This window comes from Bradyrhizobium sp. McL0615 (assembly GCF_049993905.1).
GTDB lineage: Bacteria > Pseudomonadota > Alphaproteobacteria > Rhizobiales > Xanthobacteraceae > Bradyrhizobium.
In genome coordinates, this window is sequence record NZ_CP188254.1 from 2,267,467 (window position 1) to 2,283,915 (window position 16,449).

18 protein-coding genes are annotated in these 16,449 nt (G+C 63.1%); 9 read left to right on the forward strand and 9 right to left on the reverse strand.

Annotation, left to right across the window (positions count from 1 at the left end; all coding sequences use genetic code 11):
* Positions 1-226: 226 nt before the first annotated feature.
* A complete protein-coding gene (locus ACPPVP_RS10825; protein ID WP_426533936.1) occupies positions 227-1,117 on the reverse strand; it encodes a LysR family transcriptional regulator in 891 nt (296 codons plus the stop codon).
* A 97-nt stretch (positions 1,118-1,214) separates the two neighbouring features.
* On the opposite strand from ACPPVP_RS10825, the gene ACPPVP_RS10830 reads away from it, so the two are divergent.
* The gene (locus ACPPVP_RS10830) at positions 1,215-1,928 is read left to right on the forward strand and encodes a nitroreductase (RefSeq protein ID WP_426533938.1); all 714 of its coding nucleotides are present in this window, start codon (positions 1,215-1,217) and stop codon (positions 1,926-1,928) included.
* Between the two features lie 27 nt (positions 1,929-1,955).
* On the opposite strand, the gene chrA is transcribed toward ACPPVP_RS10830, so the two are convergent.
* Complete coding sequence (chrA, locus tag ACPPVP_RS10835) at positions 1,956-3,152, reverse strand: chromate efflux transporter (RefSeq protein WP_426533940.1); 1,197 nt, start codon at positions 3,150-3,152, stop codon at positions 1,956-1,958.
* Positions 3,153-3,574: 422 nt separating this feature from the next.
* On the opposite strand from chrA, the gene ACPPVP_RS10840 reads away from it, so the two are divergent.
* A complete protein-coding gene (locus ACPPVP_RS10840) occupies positions 3,575-4,681 on the forward strand; it encodes an acyltransferase family protein (protein ID WP_426533942.1) in 1,107 nt (368 codons plus the stop codon).
* Here ACPPVP_RS10840 and ACPPVP_RS10845 read toward each other — a convergent pair.
* The 7 genes from ACPPVP_RS10845 to pqqA all read right to left on the reverse strand — a co-directional run bounded on the left by ACPPVP_RS10845 (position 4,678) and on the right by pqqA (position 9,811).
* Positions 4,678-5,346 carry a hypothetical protein gene (locus ACPPVP_RS10845; RefSeq protein WP_426533944.1) on the reverse strand — a complete coding sequence of 223 codons (669 nt, stop codon included), beginning with the start codon at positions 5,344-5,346 and terminating at the stop codon, positions 4,678-4,680. The genes ACPPVP_RS10840 and ACPPVP_RS10845 overlap by 4 nt on opposite strands.
* A 12-nt stretch (positions 5,347-5,358) precedes the next feature.
* Complete coding sequence (pip, locus tag ACPPVP_RS10850; RefSeq protein ID WP_426533946.1) at positions 5,359-6,339, reverse strand: prolyl aminopeptidase; 981 nt, start codon at positions 6,337-6,339, stop codon at positions 5,359-5,361.
* Positions 6,329-7,537 carry a pyrroloquinoline quinone biosynthesis protein PqqE gene (gene pqqE, locus ACPPVP_RS10855; protein WP_426533948.1) on the reverse strand — a complete coding sequence of 403 codons (1,209 nt, stop codon included), beginning with the start codon at positions 7,535-7,537 and terminating at the stop codon, positions 6,329-6,331. Before pqqE ends, pip begins: the two co-directional genes overlap by 11 nt.
* Positions 7,534-7,845, reverse strand: a complete 312-nt coding sequence (pqqD, locus tag ACPPVP_RS10860; RefSeq protein WP_426533950.1) for a pyrroloquinoline quinone biosynthesis peptide chaperone PqqD — start codon at positions 7,843-7,845, stop codon at positions 7,534-7,536. The genes pqqE and pqqD overlap by 4 nt, the downstream gene beginning before the upstream one ends.
* Before the next feature lie 6 nt (positions 7,846-7,851).
* Positions 7,852-8,607: a pyrroloquinoline-quinone synthase PqqC gene (gene pqqC, locus ACPPVP_RS10865; RefSeq protein ID WP_426537782.1), complete on the reverse strand. Its 756-nt coding sequence runs from the start codon at positions 8,605-8,607 to the stop codon at positions 7,852-7,854.
* Positions 8,608-8,639: 32 nt separating this feature from the next.
* Complete coding sequence (gene pqqB, locus ACPPVP_RS10870; RefSeq protein WP_426533952.1) at positions 8,640-9,569, reverse strand: pyrroloquinoline quinone biosynthesis protein PqqB; 930 nt, start codon at positions 9,567-9,569, stop codon at positions 8,640-8,642.
* A 161-nt stretch (positions 9,570-9,730) separates the two neighbouring features.
* Entirely contained in the window at positions 9,731-9,811 is an 81-nt protein-coding gene (pqqA, locus tag ACPPVP_RS10875) for a pyrroloquinoline quinone precursor peptide PqqA (RefSeq protein WP_426537784.1), read from the reverse strand.
* Positions 9,812-10,117: 306 nt separating this feature from the next.
* Here pqqA and ACPPVP_RS10880 point away from each other — a divergent pair, with 306 nt between their 5' ends.
* The 7 genes from ACPPVP_RS10880 (at position 10,118) to serA (ending at position 16,337) form a co-directional block, all read left to right on the forward strand.
* Positions 10,118-10,375, forward strand: a complete 258-nt coding sequence (locus ACPPVP_RS10880; RefSeq protein WP_212420398.1) for a DUF6894 family protein — start codon at positions 10,118-10,120, stop codon at positions 10,373-10,375.
* Positions 10,376-10,552: 177 nt separating this feature from the next.
* Positions 10,553-11,842 carry a PQQ-dependent sugar dehydrogenase gene (locus tag ACPPVP_RS10885; RefSeq protein ID WP_426533955.1) on the forward strand — a complete coding sequence of 430 codons (1,290 nt, stop codon included), beginning with the start codon at positions 10,553-10,555 and terminating at the stop codon, positions 11,840-11,842.
* A gap of 134 nt (positions 11,843-11,976) precedes the next feature.
* Positions 11,977-12,543 (forward strand): c-type cytochrome, encoded by a 567-nt coding sequence (locus tag ACPPVP_RS10890; protein WP_426533957.1) that lies wholly within the window; start codon positions 11,977-11,979, stop codon positions 12,541-12,543.
* Positions 12,544-12,765: 222 nt separating this feature from the next.
* Positions 12,766-14,157: an amidase family protein gene (locus ACPPVP_RS10895; RefSeq protein WP_426533959.1), complete on the forward strand. Its 1,392-nt coding sequence runs from the start codon at positions 12,766-12,768 to the stop codon at positions 14,155-14,157.
* Positions 14,158-14,173: 16 nt separating this feature from the next.
* The gene (locus ACPPVP_RS10900; protein ID WP_426533961.1) at positions 14,174-14,650 is read left to right on the forward strand and encodes a glutathione peroxidase; all 477 of its coding nucleotides are present in this window, start codon (positions 14,174-14,176) and stop codon (positions 14,648-14,650) included.
* Between the two features lie 17 nt (positions 14,651-14,667).
* Positions 14,668-14,916: a DUF3297 family protein gene (locus tag ACPPVP_RS10905; protein WP_426537786.1), complete on the forward strand. Its 249-nt coding sequence runs from the start codon at positions 14,668-14,670 to the stop codon at positions 14,914-14,916.
* A 161-nt stretch (positions 14,917-15,077) separates the two neighbouring features.
* A complete protein-coding gene (gene serA / locus ACPPVP_RS10910; RefSeq protein ID WP_426533963.1) occupies positions 15,078-16,337 on the forward strand; it encodes a phosphoglycerate dehydrogenase in 1,260 nt (419 codons plus the stop codon).
* Positions 16,338-16,449 lie beyond the last annotated feature (112 nt).

Sequence of the window (16,449 nt, forward strand, 5' to 3'; positions counted from 1 at the left end):
GTCCGCGCCAGCTAGTAGAACGCGGCCTTATTTTGCCTGCGAACGCTTAACGAGCGTTCTTGTGGTTTTTGAATTGGATCATAGGGTTATCTTATTAGAGCCATTCCAGACGCGGCACAAAGGCAATTTTGCGCGATCTCCAGCTTTCAAATGCATGGAAGCGTGGACTTAGCGTCGCAGTTATCGATGCGGCGGTGCAATATGTGCGGTGCAGCTACGATGCGCGCTACCTGATCAATCCGCGCCGCAATTCCTCGATCAGAACTCTGACCTTGGAAAGACTGGCGCGATGATGCGGAAAGGTGGCGAAGACGTTGATCGCGGGAAGGCCCGCTTCGCCGAGCACCTCGACGAGCTTGCCGGAGGCGAGATCGTCGCGAGCGAGAAACGACGGCAGGATGGCAACACCGGTCCCTTCCAGCACCAACGACTGCACCGCCATCATGTCGCTGACGATGATGCGCGGCGCGATATCGATCTCGACCAGATCACCCGACCATTCGAATCGCCACTTGCTTCGCGGCGCGTAGGTCCGCTGCACGATGCACGCATGAGTGGCGAGATCCTGCGGCCGTTCGACTGGCGCGTGCTTCGCCACATAGTCTGGTGAGGCGCAGACATGCAGCGTGAAGCGGTCGATGCGCTCGGACACCAGGCCCGATTGCGTCGGTTCGGCAATGCGGATCGCGAGGTCATATCCTTCCTCGAGAATATCGACATAGCGATCCGACAGATCGAATTCGAAGCGCAAACGCGGATAGCGTCTGGCAAGGGCGGCGAGGCGCGGAAGAACCGAAGTGCGGCCATAGGCCGTCGGCATGGTCACGCGCAGCAACCCTTCGGGCTCCGACCCTTCCGATTGCACGCGGCCCTCGGCATCCGCGAGCCGTGCCAGCACGTCGCGCAAGTCATTTGCGAAGGCAAGGCCTGCTTCGGTCAGGGCAACGCGGCGGGTGGTGCGCTCGATGAGGCGCTTGCCGATCCGCATCTCCAGCGCGGCGATGCGCCGGCTGACGGTGGATTGAGTGATGCCCAGTTCGCGCGCGGCCGCGCCGAAGCCGCCGCGATCGACTACCGCGAGAAAAGCCTCGGCTTCGGAAAAGCTGGCCTTATTCATGCTCATATCGGATTTATGATATCGAAATCGTACCATATTAATCCAGTAATGGCTATAATAAACCTGTGCGGGCCGACCATTTCACGAGGCTGCACTCATGACCGCTGTCACACAGGCCATTTCCGAGCGCCGCTCGTCGCGCGCGTATCTGAGCCGACCGGTTTCCGCCGGCTTGGTCCGCGACATCATCGAGGTTGCGCGCCGCACCCCATCGAGCAGCAACATGCAGCCGTGGCGGCTTAGCGTGATGGCGGGCCCCGACCTCGACCGGCTGCGCGACGCGGTGCGGCAGAGCCTCGCGGCCAATCCCGCCGCCGAGGGGGCGGAGTACAAGATCTACGCGCCCAATCTGAAGGACCCTTACAACCGTCGCCGCATCAAATGCGCCGAGGATCTCTATGGGACCGTCGGCATCCCCCGCGAGAACAAGATGGCGCGGCTGCTGCAGTTTGCGCGGAATTTCGATTTCTACGGCGCGCCGGTCGGCATGATCCTGTCGATCGACCGCACCATGGAGCAGGGGCAATGGGCCGATGTCGGCATGTTCCTGCAATCGATCCTGCTGCTCGCCCATGAGCGCGGCCTTTCGGCCTGTCCGCAAGCGGCGTGGGCGGCGATGCACAAGACGGTACGCGCGCATCTCGCGCTGCCCGGGGAATACATCGTGTTCTGCGGCATTTCGCTTGGCCATGCCGACCTCTCGCAGCCGATCAACAGCCTCGTCACCGAGCGCGCTTCGTTCGAGGAGATCGCGGAGATGCGAGGTTTTACGGAGGACGCACGCGAGGCGGAGGAGATACTTGTCGTCTAGCCGCGGACACGCGGCGAGACGACTTGCCTAGATTAGCGGCAGAATGGCGCCGATCGCCGCCAGCAGGACGACGACGATCCATGGTGCCAGTTTCCAAACCGTCAGCAGCAGGAAGCCGGCGAGTGCCACGGCGAAATCGCGCGGGGTGAGCACCGCGCTGGTCCACACCGGATTGTAGAGCGCAGCGCCAAGGATGCCGACGACGGCGGCGTTGGTACCGCGCATGGCGGCCTGCGCGGCGGGACGCATCCGTAGCGCGTCCCAATAGGGCAGCATGCCGTAGACCAGCAGCAGCCCTGGCAGCGACAACGCGATAAGTGCGATCACCGCTCCAGCCAGACCATTGGGAGCGGGTCCTATGGCGCCGAGATAGGCCGCGAAGGTGAAGAGGGGTCCGGGCACCGCTTGCGCCATGCCGTAGCCGGCCAGGAAATCCGCGTTGCTGACCCAGCCCGGCGTCACCACTTCCGCCTGCAGCAGCGGCAGCACGACATGACCGCCGCCGAACACCAGCGCGCCGGAACGATAAAACGCATCGAACAGCGCCAGCCCTTGCGAGCCGGTCCGTGCCGTCACCAGCGGCGTGAGCAGGAACAGGACTGCGAACAGCACGAGCGCGATCGTGCTGTGCCGGCGCGATACCGAAAAGCCGAGGTGGCCCGCAGGGGCGGGCCCATCGCCGCGGCAGAGCCAGAGCCCGGCGATGGCCCCAAGCGCGATGGCGCCGATCTGCCCAAATGATCCACCGATGAAAACCACGATCGCGACAGCGGCGAGCGCGATGGCGGCCCGCTCGCGATCCGGTGTCAGGCTCCTTGCCATGCCCCAGATCGCCTGCGCCACCACGGCGACCGCGACCAGCTTCAGGCCGTGAAGTACGCCTTCGGCGAACGGGCCGGTGAAGACTGTCGCACCAAGCGCGAAGGCGAAGAGAATGATTGCCGACGGCATGGTGAAGGCGAACCACGCCGCCAGCCCGCCGAGCAGGCCGTTGCCGCGCAGAATGCCGAGGGTGAAGCCGACCTGGCTGGACGCCGGCCCGGGCAGAAACTGGCAGAGCGCGACGATGTCGGCATAGCTGCTTTCGCTCAGCCACTTCCGGCGCTCGACGAATTCCGCCCTGAAGTAGCCGAGATGCGCAATCGGCCCGCCGAACGATGTGAGGCCCAGCTTGAGAAAGGCGGCGAAAATATCGGCCACGGTGCCCGCGGACTTTTCCGCCATGCAGTTCAACTCCAATTACGGCTGAAGAGCGGGAGCCGGTAAGATGTTACCAAACGCTTGGGACGACCTGGAAACAGATGCGTATGACATCTCAGCCGGTTGTCCCAGCATCCCGAAGATGAAGGAGCGCTTTCAGGCGACCATCACACATCTCAGAGATAACATTAGCAGGGCAATTGAAAGCGATGTTAGAGACTTCGGCGGAAGTTCTCATCTGCTTATGATGGTCTTCGATTGTTGCGAGGGGAGCAATCGAAGCTGCCTGGCGCAGCACTAGTCGTGCGGGTTAGCTCCTAACCGAGCCATTCTGCCAGAAGGCAATCTCGGCCGCCGGTTTACGCGACATGGCGTTAACAACGCCTTCACCGCCCCTTCCTAGGATGCGGCATTGCACCTTGTTCCCACGCAGGAACTTCCCAATCATGCCGCCATCATCCATTTCACCGTCGCGTGTCGAAGCGCTCGATTTGCTGCGTCTCGTGGCGGTGCTGGGCGTCGTTCTCTATCATTTCGGCTTCTGGGGCCCGGCCGCGCATGGGGTGCCCCAAGTGGCGCTCCCCTGGCTGACGCCGGTGGCCAAATACGGCTTTCTCGGCGTGCCGGGCTTTTTCGTCATCAGCGGTTTCGTGATTGCCTATTCGGCCGAGGGCCGGACGGCCACCGGCTTTGCCATTGCCCGCTTCAGCCGGATCTACCCGACTTTCGTCTTCTGCATGACGCTGACCTGTCTGGCGATCGTGTTGCTGGGGCCGCCGCACTTCGAGGCTGGCTTCAGGCAGTGGCTCGCTAATTTGTTCATCGCCGCGACGGCGTTCGGCCAGCCCTACATGGACGCGTCCTACTGGTCGCTGGTGATCGAAGTGATGTTCTATGCCTGGGTCGCTGTGCTCATCGCGGCCGGGCTATTTCCGCGCCGCATCGATACCATCATCCCGGTCTGGCTCGGCATCACCTTCGCCAATGAAATGACGCTCGATGCGCCGCTGGTCGAGAAACTGTTTCTCACGGACTATAGCGGCTTCTTCGCTGTGGGCTTGCTGATCTACCAATTCTATTGCGGGCGCCGTGGCCCGGTGCTGTACGGCATGCTGGCGCTGTCGATCGGCACGGCGGTATTCCAGTCCATCCACGAAGCGGTGAAGCTGGAGCCGCACACCGGCGGCGTGTTCGACGAATGGACCGTGGCGGCAATCTGCCTCGGATCGGTTGCCGTCATCTTCCTGGCCACGCGAATTCGTCACGTTCCGCTCCCGTCAGCGCTGGTGCTGGCAGCCGGCGGGCTGACCTATCCGCTCTATCTCCTGCACATGCAGTTCGGCTACGTGCTGTTCACCCGTCAGGCGCCCGCCAATGCGGTGTCATGGGTCGTGGCGATCATTTTGGCCATGACCTGGCTGGCCTGGATCGTGTGGCGTTATGTCGAGCGACCGGCGCAGCGCTGGGTCAGGGATTTCCTGTCGGGCCGTGCCGTCAGATTCGGGTGGCCGATCAAGCTGCCTGCGGCTGTCCGGAGCAGCGGAGGCGCTTAGCCGCCAATATCGCTCTTCGCCAGATCCCACATCAGCCGGTAGACCCCGCTCGAGATCGTCAGCGGCTTCAGCGCAATGTTGCCGCCAAAGCGCAGCATGGCCGCGGGCAGCGCGCCAATTTCGGTCGCATCGATCAGCACGAACCAGTCGCCGGCGCCGGGATTGGGCGCGGAGGGATCGTCGGTGATCGGCCTCGACAGTGGCGGATCGTTCTCGATCAGATGCATGGAGATGATGCCGTCGAGATTTGCCGGATCGAGGTGCTCGGCGAGCCCAGCACGCAATTTGTCCTCGCCGCCGGCCGGAGGACGCAGCCTGATGATTCCGAGCGCCGCGCCGCGGCCGGTGCCCCGGCTTACCGTGATGCGCGCGACCGCGCGGATCATGTTCTGGAAGTGAGCGATATTGGCCTTAGACCACGCCGTCTGATTGGCCAGCGCGGTGCGATAGGCCGGGCTGTCCAGCACCTCGAACGTTTCGGTGGAGTAGAGGCTGAGATATTTCGGATTGCCGTCGTGGGCGACGTAACGGCGGGCTTCGAGGAAGCCCTCGATCGCGACGCGCTCTTCGAGATGTTCGCGGTCGTACCAGCGATTGAATTCGGCTTCGTGCGCGGCGTCGATGTTCATCGACGTCAGCAGCATGCCTTTACCCGCCATCGGCATTTTTCTTGATTCCTACTTGCTGGTTCTGGAAGCCATGTCCGCGATCGCCTTCATCACGGCGTCGCGGACACCGGGATCGTACAGCGTGTGGCCGGCGCCCTCGACCAAACGGATCTCGGCCTCGCGCCACAGCGCGCCAAGCGCGTGTGAGGTTGCGGGCGGGCAGAGCAGATCGTAGCGGCCCTGCACGATGATCCCGGGGATGCCCTTGAGCCTGCCCGCTTCGCGCAGCAACTGGTTCGGCTGCATGAAGCAGTCATTGGCAAAATAGTGCGCCTCCATGAACGGCGTGGCCGGCAGGCCCCGCGATGATGCAAGCAGATCGAGGCGTGTGCGGTTCGGCGTGTGCTCGGACAGAATGCGTTCGGTTTCGCCCCAGGCCCGCGCCGCCGGAATATTCACGTCAGGATTGGAATCGAGGATGCGGCGGAAATAGGCCTGGATCGGTTGCGCGCGTTCGCCTTCGGGCAGCACGCTCATGAAGTCGTCGTAGAGGCCGGGATAGAACCGCGGCAGCGTGTTGAGAAATCCGTTCTCGATTTCCTTGATCGTGCCGAGGAAAGTGGCGCGCAGCACGATGCCGGTAACGCGGTCGGGATGGGCCTGCGCATACGCCAGCGCCAGCGTCGCGCCCCAGGAGCCGCCGACGATCATCCAGCGTTCGAAGCCGAATTTCTCGCGGATTGCTTCCATGTCGGCGATCAGATGCGGCAGCGTATTGGCGTCGCGGCGGCCTTTTGGGCGGCTGCGACCGGCGCCGCGCTGGTCGAACAGCACCGCATGGAAACGTTCGGGATCGAACAGCCGGCGATGGTCGGGCTGGCAGCCGCTGCCGGGCCCGCCATGCAGATAGACCGCGGCAACACCACCGATGCGGCCGACGCTCTCGACATAGATGTCGTGGCCGTCGCTGACGACGAGTTGCTCCGATGTCAGTGGCGCAAACGGATCGGCGCGTTTGACGGATTTGCCGGCGTCGGCGTCAGGCGCCATGCTCGCCTTCCGTCTCCAGCGCACCGCCGGCGAAATTGCGATAGAGGAAGCGGTCCTGGTGCGCAGCCGCCTCGCGCTCGGCCTGCTTGAAGATCTGCTCGTGCATCGGCGACAGCGTGCAGGCGGGGTCGGTATTGCCGGCGTCGCCGGTCAGCGCAAAGGCCTGGCAGCGGCAGCCGCCGAAATCGATTTCCTTGAATTCACAGCTCTTGCACGGCTCGGGCATCCAGCCGGTACCGCGATAGCGGTTGAAGGCTTCGGAATTCTGCCAGATCCAGGCGATCGAATGATTCGAGCGCACGGATTCGAATTCGAGCCCGGTGATGCTCTCCGCCGCATGGCAGGGCAGCACCTTGCCGGCCGGCGAAATGTTGAAGAACTGCCGGCCCCAGCCGCCCATGCATTTCTTCGGCCGCAGCGCGTAATAATCCGGCACCACATAGTCGATGGCGAGAATGCCCTTCAGCCGCACGGCGGCTTCCTCGACGATGCGGCTGGTCTCGTCGATCTGCTCGATCGTCGGCATCAGCGCGGCGCGGTTCTTCAGCGCCCAGCCGTAGTACTGGACGTTGGCGACTTCCAGCCGGTCGGCGTCGAGATCGACCGCCATCTGGATGATGTCGGCGAGTTGATGAAGATTCTGGCGGTGCATGACGGCATTGACCGTCAGCGGCAGGTCGAGCTCGCGCGTCCATCTCGCGGCCTCGAGCTTCTTTTCGTGGGAGTTCTTCAATCCGGCGACGCGATCCGCCACCATGGGCTCGTTGCCCTGGAAACTGATCTGCACGTGACAGAGGCCGGCATCCGCCAGCGCCGAAAGTTTTTCCTTGGTCAGCAGCACCGCCGACGTAATGAGATTGCTGTACAGCCCGACATCCGTCGCATGCTGCACCAGTTCCACCAGATCCTTGCGCGCGGTCGGCTCGCCGCCCGAGAAATGGATCTGCAGCACGCCGATTTCGGCGAGCTCACTCAGAACCTTCTTCCATTCCTCGGTCGTCAGTTCGGTGCCGCCACGATCGAGTTCGATCGGGTTGGAGCAATAGGGGCATTGCAGCGGGCAGCGGTGCGTCAGCTCGGCGAGCACGGCCAAGGGAATGCCGAACGTCTCCGCGGTCGAACGTTGCGATTCCAGCACCGCGAGCCCGTCACTGGGCGTGGCGCCGGCTGTTTTGCCATCGGCGAGAATGTCGCTCATGACGTCTTCTCACGCGCTTCGGTCAGAAAGCCCTTGTCAGCGAGGTCCTGCAGCATCCCGATGACGTCGGTCAGGATCGCCTCGCGGGGTGCCGCGTATTTGGCGGCGAGCTGATCGGCCATGTCGCCGACACTGCGCACGCCGTCGCAGAGCTGCAGCACTTCCACCGCGATCTCGTCCGGCGCCAGCACGCGCTCCGGCGCCAGGATCACCCAGACCTGCCGCGTCTCATCGAATTTCAGCTTCGCGTGCCGCGGTAATTTCGGCCGGCTCGCTTCGCTGACGCTGATGTTGCGGCTCGCAGCCATTGATCGCTAGTCCCCTTTGGGCACGAATGCGCCGGGCGGTATATGGCCCTCGACATAGGCATGATACAGCGCGTCAAGCTGAACCCAAAGCACATTGGTCTTGAAGATCAGTGCATTGCAGACCGCCTCGCGCTCGGCCGGCGTCTTCGCGTTGGCCTTGACGTATTCCAGCGCAAAACCCGCGTCACGCGGCGCCTGTGTCAGGCGGCGGCTAAAATAGCTCATGATGTCAGGATTGACGAAATCATAGTGCTGCAGCATGCCGGAGATGCGCTCCTCATGCAGGTTCGGCGCGAACAGTTCCGTGAGCGAAGAGGCGATCGCCTCCAGCGGTGTCTTGTCGCGGCAGAAATGCACATAGGCCTCCACCGCAAACCGCGTCGCCGGCAAAATGCCTTCGGTCGATTCCACATAGGCGCTGTCGAGGCCGAGCCCCTCGGTCAGCTTCAGCCAGCGCTCGATGCCGCCTTCCGAGCCGATATCGCCGTCGTGGTCCTCGATCCGGTGCCGCCATTCGACCCTTGTGGCGCGGTCGCGGAACCGGGAAATCACCATCGCGTCCTTCAGCGGGATCGTGCTCTGGTAGAAATAGCGGTTCAGCGCCCAGGCCTGCACCTGTCCCTTGTTGAGCTTGCCGCCATGCAGCAGCCGATGGAAGGGATGCAGATTGTGGTAGCGCGTCGCGCCGATGTGGCGGAGCATCGCTTCGAGTTCATCGGCGTTGTTGAGCGTGATGCCCTTGCCGATCGACAGGGCGGTCATATCCGCGGTCATTTTCCCCTTGGCCATGACATTCACAGCGTGATCTCCATTCCATCGGCCGGAATCTGCCAGCCGGCTTGTTCTACTGCCTTTCGCTCGTCCGAGCCGGCGAGCAGCGCGGGGTTCGAGTTGTTGATATGCAGGAACATTTTTCGGCCGATATCGAGGCCGGCAAGGCTCTCGATCGCGCCATGTTCGCCCGACATTGAAATATGGCCCATCCCTTGTCCCGTCTTGGTGCCTAGTCCCTGGACGATCAACTCATCGTCGCGCCACACGGTGCCGTCGAAGAACACCAATGCTGCGCCTGCCAGGCGCGATTTGAGATCATCGGTCACCCGTGCGCAGGCGGCCAGGAAATAGAAGTACTTGCCGCTGCCCTTGTCCAGAATCCGCAAGCCCAGCGTATCGCCTGCGCCATCACCGCCCGCCGGGTGCGCCTTGCCTTCGAGGTACCACGCGCCCTTGCCAGGAACCGCGAAGGGGAGGATTTCCATGCCGGATGGCGAGCCATCGGGCAGGGCCGGCTCGAACGCCGTGTCGGCCTCGATCGGCCGCCGCTTCACGTTGTTTTCGCCGAGCACGTTAAAGATGCTGTTGGATCGCAAAATCGCAAGGACCCGCTCATGCGCATAGAGCGTAAACGGCGAACCCTCGCGCATCGACAACAGCCCCGCGACCGCATCGACTTCGCCATTGGTCAGGATCACGCCGGCGATCGGGCTGTGCCGGAGCTGTCCGGCCTTGGGGTGAAGCTGCGGCGTCGCGATCACCTGCTGACGCAGGTCGGGCGAGGCGTTGATCAGATACCAGTGCGCGCCATCGGCGCTGACCGCGATCGAGGCCTGGGTACTGCGCAGCCCGGGATGTTCGCTTCGCGCTTTCCGGCACACCGGACACCCACAATTCCATTGCGGGATACCGCCGCCTGCCGCGGCGCCCAGGACGACGACGCGAAGCATGATTCGTCTCCTGGACTTCCAGACTTGAAGACACGAACTGGACTACAAGCGCCTGAGCTACAAACACCACGAGGTGGACACCGGCCTCGGACACAGTTCCACCGTCGGGAACGTGTCAGGCCCGGAAGTCCACCTCCGTGAGATATGAAATGCGCTGCCGCTTACTTGCGGGTGGCGCACATATACATGTTGATTTCCATGCCAACCGAAACTTCGACGATTTGCGGCGTTTTCCAGGCCATTTGGCTCTCCCTTTGCTATCGGACGAATTCCGTCCTTGGGGTTAAGGTAGCGCGGATCAAAAAGTTCGCCAGTTAAATCTTTTGCCTGGAACCCGCATTTGTTTATGCTGCGCTGCAAAGAGGTTTCACGGAGTTGTGCAAAAGGCTTACTCAAAACAACGTGGGATCAAGCGTTTCGCGGTTGTTAGCAGCGCCGCGAATGGCAATTCTCAGGGCGACGGGGCGCTACCGGCTCCGGGTAAAGAAATGTGTGAGAAGCGACGGGCCTCCGGTTGCGGGGCCTCAACCGGAGCCAGGTTTCCGCCGATGCCACGATATTATTTCAACACCCGTATCGGCGATGAGCTGATTTCCGATCCCGACGGCGAAGTGCTTGTCGATCCCGATCGCGCCTGGGAAATGGCGCGCGCCATGATCCGGGAGCTGCTCAAGACCGACGGCGCCGACGGTGCGCTGTTGAGCGCGATCATCGAGGTGACCGACGACGACGGCGAGATCGTGCTGGAGTTTCCGTTCGCCGAAGCGATCCTCGACGCTCCCGGCGGCTCGGTTACCAAGCACTGATGCGCGATGACGCCGGTCGGCCCGCGCAGACCATTCGGTGGACGCAGTCTCGGTAACGCATGTTTCCGGTTGCGCTTTGACGGAAAAATATTGGAGATTGCCGCCCGGAAAGCCACCGGCGTCGGCACCCTCATGTGCCGCGCGTAGAGAACAGGCTTCCGCCAAGGGAGAACGCCCATGACGACCCATTCGTCGGCGCCGCGCAGCCTGTTGCTGGCCGGTGCCTTTCTCAGTGCCTTCACGCTGGGCGCGGCTGCGCAACAGCCCGCCACACCGCCCGCTGCCGCCACACCGCCCGCTGCCGGCGCCGCGCCTGCGCTTCCGCCGGGGTCTCCGTTGATCGGCCGGCCCGCGGGCAGCGAAGCCGCTGCCAAGCTCGCGCCGGTGGCGCCCCCGCCGATCGCCGCCACGCCGGACAAGCTGCCGACGGCCAAGCTGAAAGTGCCGGCCGGCTTCAACATCGAGGTTTATGCCGCGGGCATGGCGAATGCGCGCTCGCTTGCCGTGGGCGACAAGGGCACGGTGTTTGTCGGCAGCCGCCTGATCGACAAGGTCTATGCCATCGTCAACAAGGACGGCAAGCGCGAGGTCAAGGTGCTGGCCTCCGGCCTCTACCGCCCGAACGGCCTCGCGTTCAAGGACGGCACGCTCTACATCGCCGAACTGTCGAAGGTCTCCAAGATCGAGAAGGTCGAGGATAATCTGGACAATCCGCCGAAGCCGACCGTGATCTTCGACAAGCTGCCGAAGGACGAGGCCCACGGCTGGAAGTTCATCGGCATCGGCCCGGACAACAAGCTCTACGTTCCGGTCGGCCAGCCCGGCAACAACGTGATCCACGACGACGAGCACGGCCTGATCCGGCGGATGAATCTCGACGGCTCCGGCGCGGAAGTGATCGCCCGGGGCGTCCGTAACACCGTCGGGTTCGACTGGCATCCGGAGACCAAGCAGCTCTACTTTACCGACAACGGCCGCGACTGGATGTCGGAAGACGTGCCGGAGGACGAGCTGAACCGCGTCACCAAGGTCGGCGAACATTTCGGCGCGCCCTACTGCCTGCAGGGCAACATCGTTGATCCCGAATTCGGCTGGGGCAAATCCTGCAGCGAATTCACTGCGCCGGTCGGCCTGCTGGGCCCGCATTCGGCCGCGCTCGGCATGCGGTTCTACACCGGCAGCATGTTCCCGAAGACCTACAAGAACGTGGCCATCATCGCCCGGCACGGCTCCTGGAACCGCTCCAAGAAAGTCGGCGGCGACGTCGTCGTCGTCAAGCTGAACAAGGACGGCACCATGAAGTCGATGGAGCCGCTCATCACCGGCTTCCTGGATGACAACAAGTATATCGGCCGCCCGGTCGACGTGCTGCCGATGAAGGATGGCTCGCTGCTGGTCTCCGACGACTGGAACGGCGCCGTCTATCGCATCACCTACGGCAAGCAGAAGGTGGCGGGCAAGCAGTAGTCCAAGCCGTCATTGCCAGCGAAGCAATCCATTCCGCACACGCGCAGGCATGGATTGCTTCGTCGCTTTTGCTCCCTTGCGCAAACGCCTGGCGTTTGTCGCAAGCAATAACAAAGAACGTCCGGAGTTGGCCGATGCGTAGAACGATGACGATGCTAGCGTTCGCTCTGGTCGCAGCCTCAGCCAGCGCCGAAACCATCGAACAACGCATCGTGCCGTGTCTCGCCTGTCACGGCGAGAAGGGCCAGTCGGAGACCGAGAACACGCCTTCGCTCGGCGGCCAGCAGGCGCCTTACACGCTGATCCAGCTTTTCATGTTCCGCGAGAAGCTGCGCGTCTTCGAGCCGATGAACGAGATGGCGAAGCCGCTGACCGACGACGATCTTCGCCTCTTCTCGGACTTTATCGCCAAGATGCCGAAGCCCGCGGCCCCGGCGGACGCCGGCGATCCTGCGCGGCTGCAGCGCGGCCAGGCGCTGGTGCAGCAAAACCGCTGCGACACCTGTCACAACCCGGATTTGTCGGGTAAGGAAAACGTCCCGCGCATCGCCAACCAGCGTGAGGATTATCTCGCCAAGACCCTTGCCGAGTACAAGGACAACAGCCGCCACGGCTATGATGGCAGCATGGCGGACGTGATGGGTCCGATTACGCCCGAGCAGATCGGCGATCTCGCTTATTTCGTCGCCCGGGTGAGATAGGATGAGTTGACGCCTCTCCCTCTCCCCGCCCTTTGCGGGGAGAGGGTCGGGGTGAGGGGCTGTCTCAACGTCATCACTGCCATTTGGGTGCGCGGAGAGAGCCCCTCACCCCAGCCCTCTCCCCGTGAATAACGGGGAGAGGGAGCAGCGCGCCGCAAACTCCCCCGCTGGCATTGCCCTGCGCCCGGCGCTAAAAGGGCGCCAATCGGTATGGAGTTTTGCATGCAGGATCTATGGCGCCTGTCGGCGGCGGAAATGGCTTCGCTGATCAGGTCGAAAAAAGTCTCGGCAAAGGAGGCGGCGACCGCGGCGCTGGCGCGGCTGGACGCGGTCAACCCCAAAATCAATGCCGTGGTCGACCACAGGCCGGGGGACGTGCTGGCGCAGGCTTCCGCCGTCGATGCCGCCATCGGGCGCGGCGAAGACCCAGGCCCGCTGGGCGGCGTGCCTGTCACGGTGAAGGTCAATATCGACCAGGAAGGTTTTGCCACCACCAACGGGCTCAAGCTCCAGCGCGACTCCATCGCAAAAAGCAATAATCCGGTGATCGACAATCTGCGCAAATCCGGCGCCGTCATTCTGGGGCGCACCAACTGCCCGGCGTTCTCCTATCGCTGGTTCACCACCAATCTCATTCATGGCGACACCAAAAACCCGCGCGACCCCGGCATCACCCCGGGCGGCTCGTCCGGCGGGGCGGGGGCGGCGGTCGCAGCCGGCATCGGCCATATCGCGCACGGCACCGACATTGCGGGATCGATCCGCTATCCGGCTTACGCCTGCGGCGTGCACGGCCTGCGGCCGACCATGGGCCGCGTCGCGGCGTTCAACGCCGCGCTCCCCGAACGGCCGATCGGGCCGCAGATCAGCGCCGTCTCGGGCCCGCTGGCCCGCACCATGGGCGATATCAGGATCGCGCTGGCCGCGATGTCGGCGAAAGATTACCGCGATCCCTGGTGGGTGCCGGCGCCGCTCGAAGGGCCGGCAATGCCCAAGCGCGTCGCGATGTGCCTCAATCCTGACGGCCTCGATCCCGTCCCCGAAGTGAAGGCGGCCGTTGCCGATGCCGGCAAGCGGCTTGCGCGCGCCGGCTGGATCGTCGAGGAAATCGCCAACACGCCGCCGCTGCGCGAGGCCGCCGATCTGCAGACCAAACTCTGGCTCGGCGACGGGTACGAAGCGCAACTGGAGATGGCCGAGCGCGAAGGCGATCCCGGCGCGCTGGCCTGCCTGCGCGGCAACCGCGCAAAAGTGCATCCGTTCGACCTGTCGAAGACGCTGACACGGCGTCTGACGCTGACGCGCGAATGGCTGGCGTTCTTCGAAAACTATGCCGTGCTGCTGATGCCGGTATCCGGCGAACTGCCGTTCCCCGATCAGCTCGACCGCAAGGACGAGGCGTCGTTCGCGCGCGTCTGGCATGCGCAATTGCCGCAGATCGCCATTCCCTTCATGGGGCTTCCCGGGCTAACGGTCTCGACGGGATTGGTCGGACGCGTGCCCGTCGGCGTGCAGCTGGTTTCCGGCCGTTACCGCGAAGATTTATGCCTTGCTGCCGGCGAGGCGATCGAAGCCGGCGGAACGCCGCCGGCGGCGATCGATCCCGCCGGCTGAATTGAACGAGACCATGATGCCAGGCGTTTATGATTTCACGGCGCAGTCGCTCGCCGGCGAAGAGGTTCCGCTGAAGCGGTTCGAGGGTCAGGTGCTCCTGATCGTCAACACCGCGAGCGCCTGTGGGTTCACGCCGCAGTACAAGGGCCTGGAGCAATTGCAGCGCGAACTTTCGGCGCGCGGCTTTGCGGTGCTCGGTTTTCCCTGCAACCAGTTTGGCGGGCAGGAGCCGGGCGACGCTAGACAGATCGCGGCGTTCTGCGAAACCAAGTATGACGTGACGTTTCCGATGTTCGCCAAGATCGACGTCAACGGCAGCCATGCACATCCGTTGTTCAGCCATCTGAAGAACGCGAAATCGGGATTGCTTGGACCGTCGATCAAATGGAATTTCACCAAGTTCCTGGTCGACCGGTCGGGCAGGGTGGTCGAACGCTACGCGCCAACGGCAACCCCTGAGGGGCTAAGAAAAGAAATCGAGGCACTGCTGTGAACGAGACCAACAAAGCGATGAACGATGAATTCCCCGACCGTCTTTCGGTCGATCCGAACAGCCCTTACCACAACGCCGAGATCCTCGCGCGCGATGTCGGGATCCGCTTCAAGGGCGTCGAGAAAACCAATGTCGAGGAGTACTGCATCAGCGAGGGCTGGGTGCGCGTCACCGCCGGCAACGCCAAGGATCGCTACGGCAACCCGCTGACGATCAAGGTGCACGGCCCGGTCGAGCCGTATTTCCGCGACAAGGCGGGGTCCTGACGCGGTATCGCTATAACCGTCATTGCCTGCGACAAACGCAAAAGCGTTTGTGCAAGGGAGCGAAGCGACGAAGCAATCCATCTCCCCGCATGTGGCGCCATGGATGACGGTGTCGAGGCCGTCAGCTTACCGATCATCTATCTCTGAAGGATACCGCGATCTTGCCCAGTAAACTTCCTCAGCTCTCGCTCGCAAAGGACAAGATCCGGGTCTTGCTTCTCGAAGGGGTCAACGACAGCGCCGTCCAGATGATCGAGGCTGCGGGCTATTCCAACATGACGCGCTTGTCCAAGGCGCTGGAGGGCGATGCGCTCAAGGAAGCCATCAAGGGCGTGCATCTCTTGGGCATCCGCTCACGCACGCAGATTACCCCGGATGTGCTTGAGGCCGCGGATCGGCTCATCGCGATCGGCTGCTTCAGCGTCGGTACCAATCAGGTGGATATTGACGCCGCTCGCCGAAGCGGGATTCCGGTGTTCAACGCTCCGTTCTCCAACACGCGAAGCGTGGCGGAGCTGGTGATCGGCGAGATCGTCATCCTGCTGCGCCGGATCGTCGCGCGTTCCAACGCCGCGCATCAGGGACGCTGGGACAAGTCTGCAGACGACAGTTATGAGGTGAGGGGCAAGACGCTCGGCATCATCGGATACGGCAATATCGGCTCGCAGCTCTCCAACCTCGCGGAAGCGCTGGGCATGCGGGTGATTTTCTACGATCACACCGACAAGCTTCGTCATGGCAACACCGAGCCGACCGCGAGCTTGCGTGAGCTGCTGGCGCAAAGCGACGTCGTGACGTTGCATGTGCCGGAGACATCAGCCACGCATGGCATGATCGGGCGCGAGGAGATTGCGGCAATCAAGCCCGGGGCGTATTTCATCAACAACAGCCGCGGGACGGTCGTTGACCTGGAGGCCCTTGCGGATGCGCTGCGCGAAGGCAGGCTTCGTGGCGCCGCGGTTGACGTTTTTCCGGTCGAGCCGCGTTCGAATGCGGATCGCTTCGAGTCACCGCTGCAGGGTCTGGAAAACGTCATCCTGACGCCGCACATCGGCGGCTCGACCGAAGAGGCGCAGGAACGCATCGGCGCCGAAGTGGCGCGCAAGCTCATCGATTACAGCGATTCCGGTTCGACGATGGGCGCTGTCAATTTTCCGCAGGTCCAGCTGCCGCCGCGGCCATCGGGGACACGGTTCATTCAGGTGCAGCGCAATCTGCCGGGCATGCTGGGGCGTTTGAATGAAGTGCTGGCGCGCCACGCCGTCAACATTGCCGCGCAGTATTACGAGACCGACCACGACGTAGGTTATGTGGTTCTCGACGCGGATGCCTCCGCCGCCGACGGCCAGCGTGTGCTTTCCGACATCCGGGCTCTGGAGGGCACCATTCGCGCCCGATTGCTCTATGAGTACAAGGCCTGAGCCTGGCGGATTCATATCCGCCTGCCGAACTGGCCGGGCATCGGCTGTGTTCACCCGGGGGGCAGGGCCATAAACTGAAAAAAACCGGATGACGACTTCGAACCGGCACGGA

Excerpts from the sequence above, each read along its gene's own strand:
- ACPPVP_RS10885 (WP_426533955.1), top strand. The coding sequence starts at position 10,553 with ATGACGACCCATTCGTCGGCGCCGCGCAGCCTGTTGCTGGCCGGTGCC.
- pqqE (WP_426533948.1), bottom strand. The coding sequence starts at position 7,537 with ATGAGCGACATTCTCGCCGATGGCAAAACAGCCGGCGCCACGCCCAGT.
- ACPPVP_RS10890 (WP_426533957.1), top strand. The coding sequence starts at position 11,977 with ATGCGTAGAACGATGACGATGCTAGCGTTCGCTCTGGTCGCAGCCTCA.
- ACPPVP_RS10880 (WP_212420398.1), top strand. The coding sequence starts at position 10,118 with ATGCCACGATATTATTTCAACACCCGTATCGGCGATGAGCTGATTTCC.
- ACPPVP_RS10830 (WP_426533938.1), top strand. The coding sequence starts at position 1,215 with ATGACCGCTGTCACACAGGCCATTTCCGAGCGCCGCTCGTCGCGCGCG.
- ACPPVP_RS10905 (WP_426537786.1), top strand. The coding sequence starts at position 14,668 with ATGAACGATGAATTCCCCGACCGTCTTTCGGTCGATCCGAACAGCCCT.
- ACPPVP_RS10840 (WP_426533942.1), top strand. The coding sequence starts at position 3,575 with ATGCCGCCATCATCCATTTCACCGTCGCGTGTCGAAGCGCTCGATTTG.
- pqqB (WP_426533952.1), bottom strand. The coding sequence starts at position 9,569 with ATGCTTCGCGTCGTCGTCCTGGGCGCCGCGGCAGGCGGCGGTATCCCG.
- ACPPVP_RS10845 (WP_426533944.1), bottom strand. The coding sequence starts at position 5,346 with ATGCCGATGGCGGGTAAAGGCATGCTGCTGACGTCGATGAACATCGAC.
- ACPPVP_RS10895 (WP_426533959.1), top strand. The coding sequence starts at position 12,766 with ATGCAGGATCTATGGCGCCTGTCGGCGGCGGAAATGGCTTCGCTGATC.
- pip (WP_426533946.1), bottom strand. The coding sequence starts at position 6,339 with ATGGCGCCTGACGCCGACGCCGGCAAATCCGTCAAACGCGCCGATCCG.
- chrA (WP_426533940.1), bottom strand. The coding sequence starts at position 3,152 with ATGGCGGAAAAGTCCGCGGGCACCGTGGCCGATATTTTCGCCGCCTTT.
- ACPPVP_RS10900 (WP_426533961.1), top strand. The coding sequence starts at position 14,174 with ATGCCAGGCGTTTATGATTTCACGGCGCAGTCGCTCGCCGGCGAAGAG.
- ACPPVP_RS10825 (WP_426533936.1), bottom strand. The coding sequence starts at position 1,117 with ATGAATAAGGCCAGCTTTTCCGAAGCCGAGGCTTTTCTCGCGGTAGTC.
- pqqC (WP_426537782.1), bottom strand. The coding sequence starts at position 8,607 with ATGACCGCCCTGTCGATCGGCAAGGGCATCACGCTCAACAACGCCGAT.
- pqqA (WP_426537784.1), bottom strand. The coding sequence starts at position 9,811 with ATGGCCTGGAAAACGCCGCAAATCGTCGAAGTTTCGGTTGGCATGGAA.
- pqqD (WP_426533950.1), bottom strand. The coding sequence starts at position 7,845 with ATGGCTGCGAGCCGCAACATCAGCGTCAGCGAAGCGAGCCGGCCGAAA.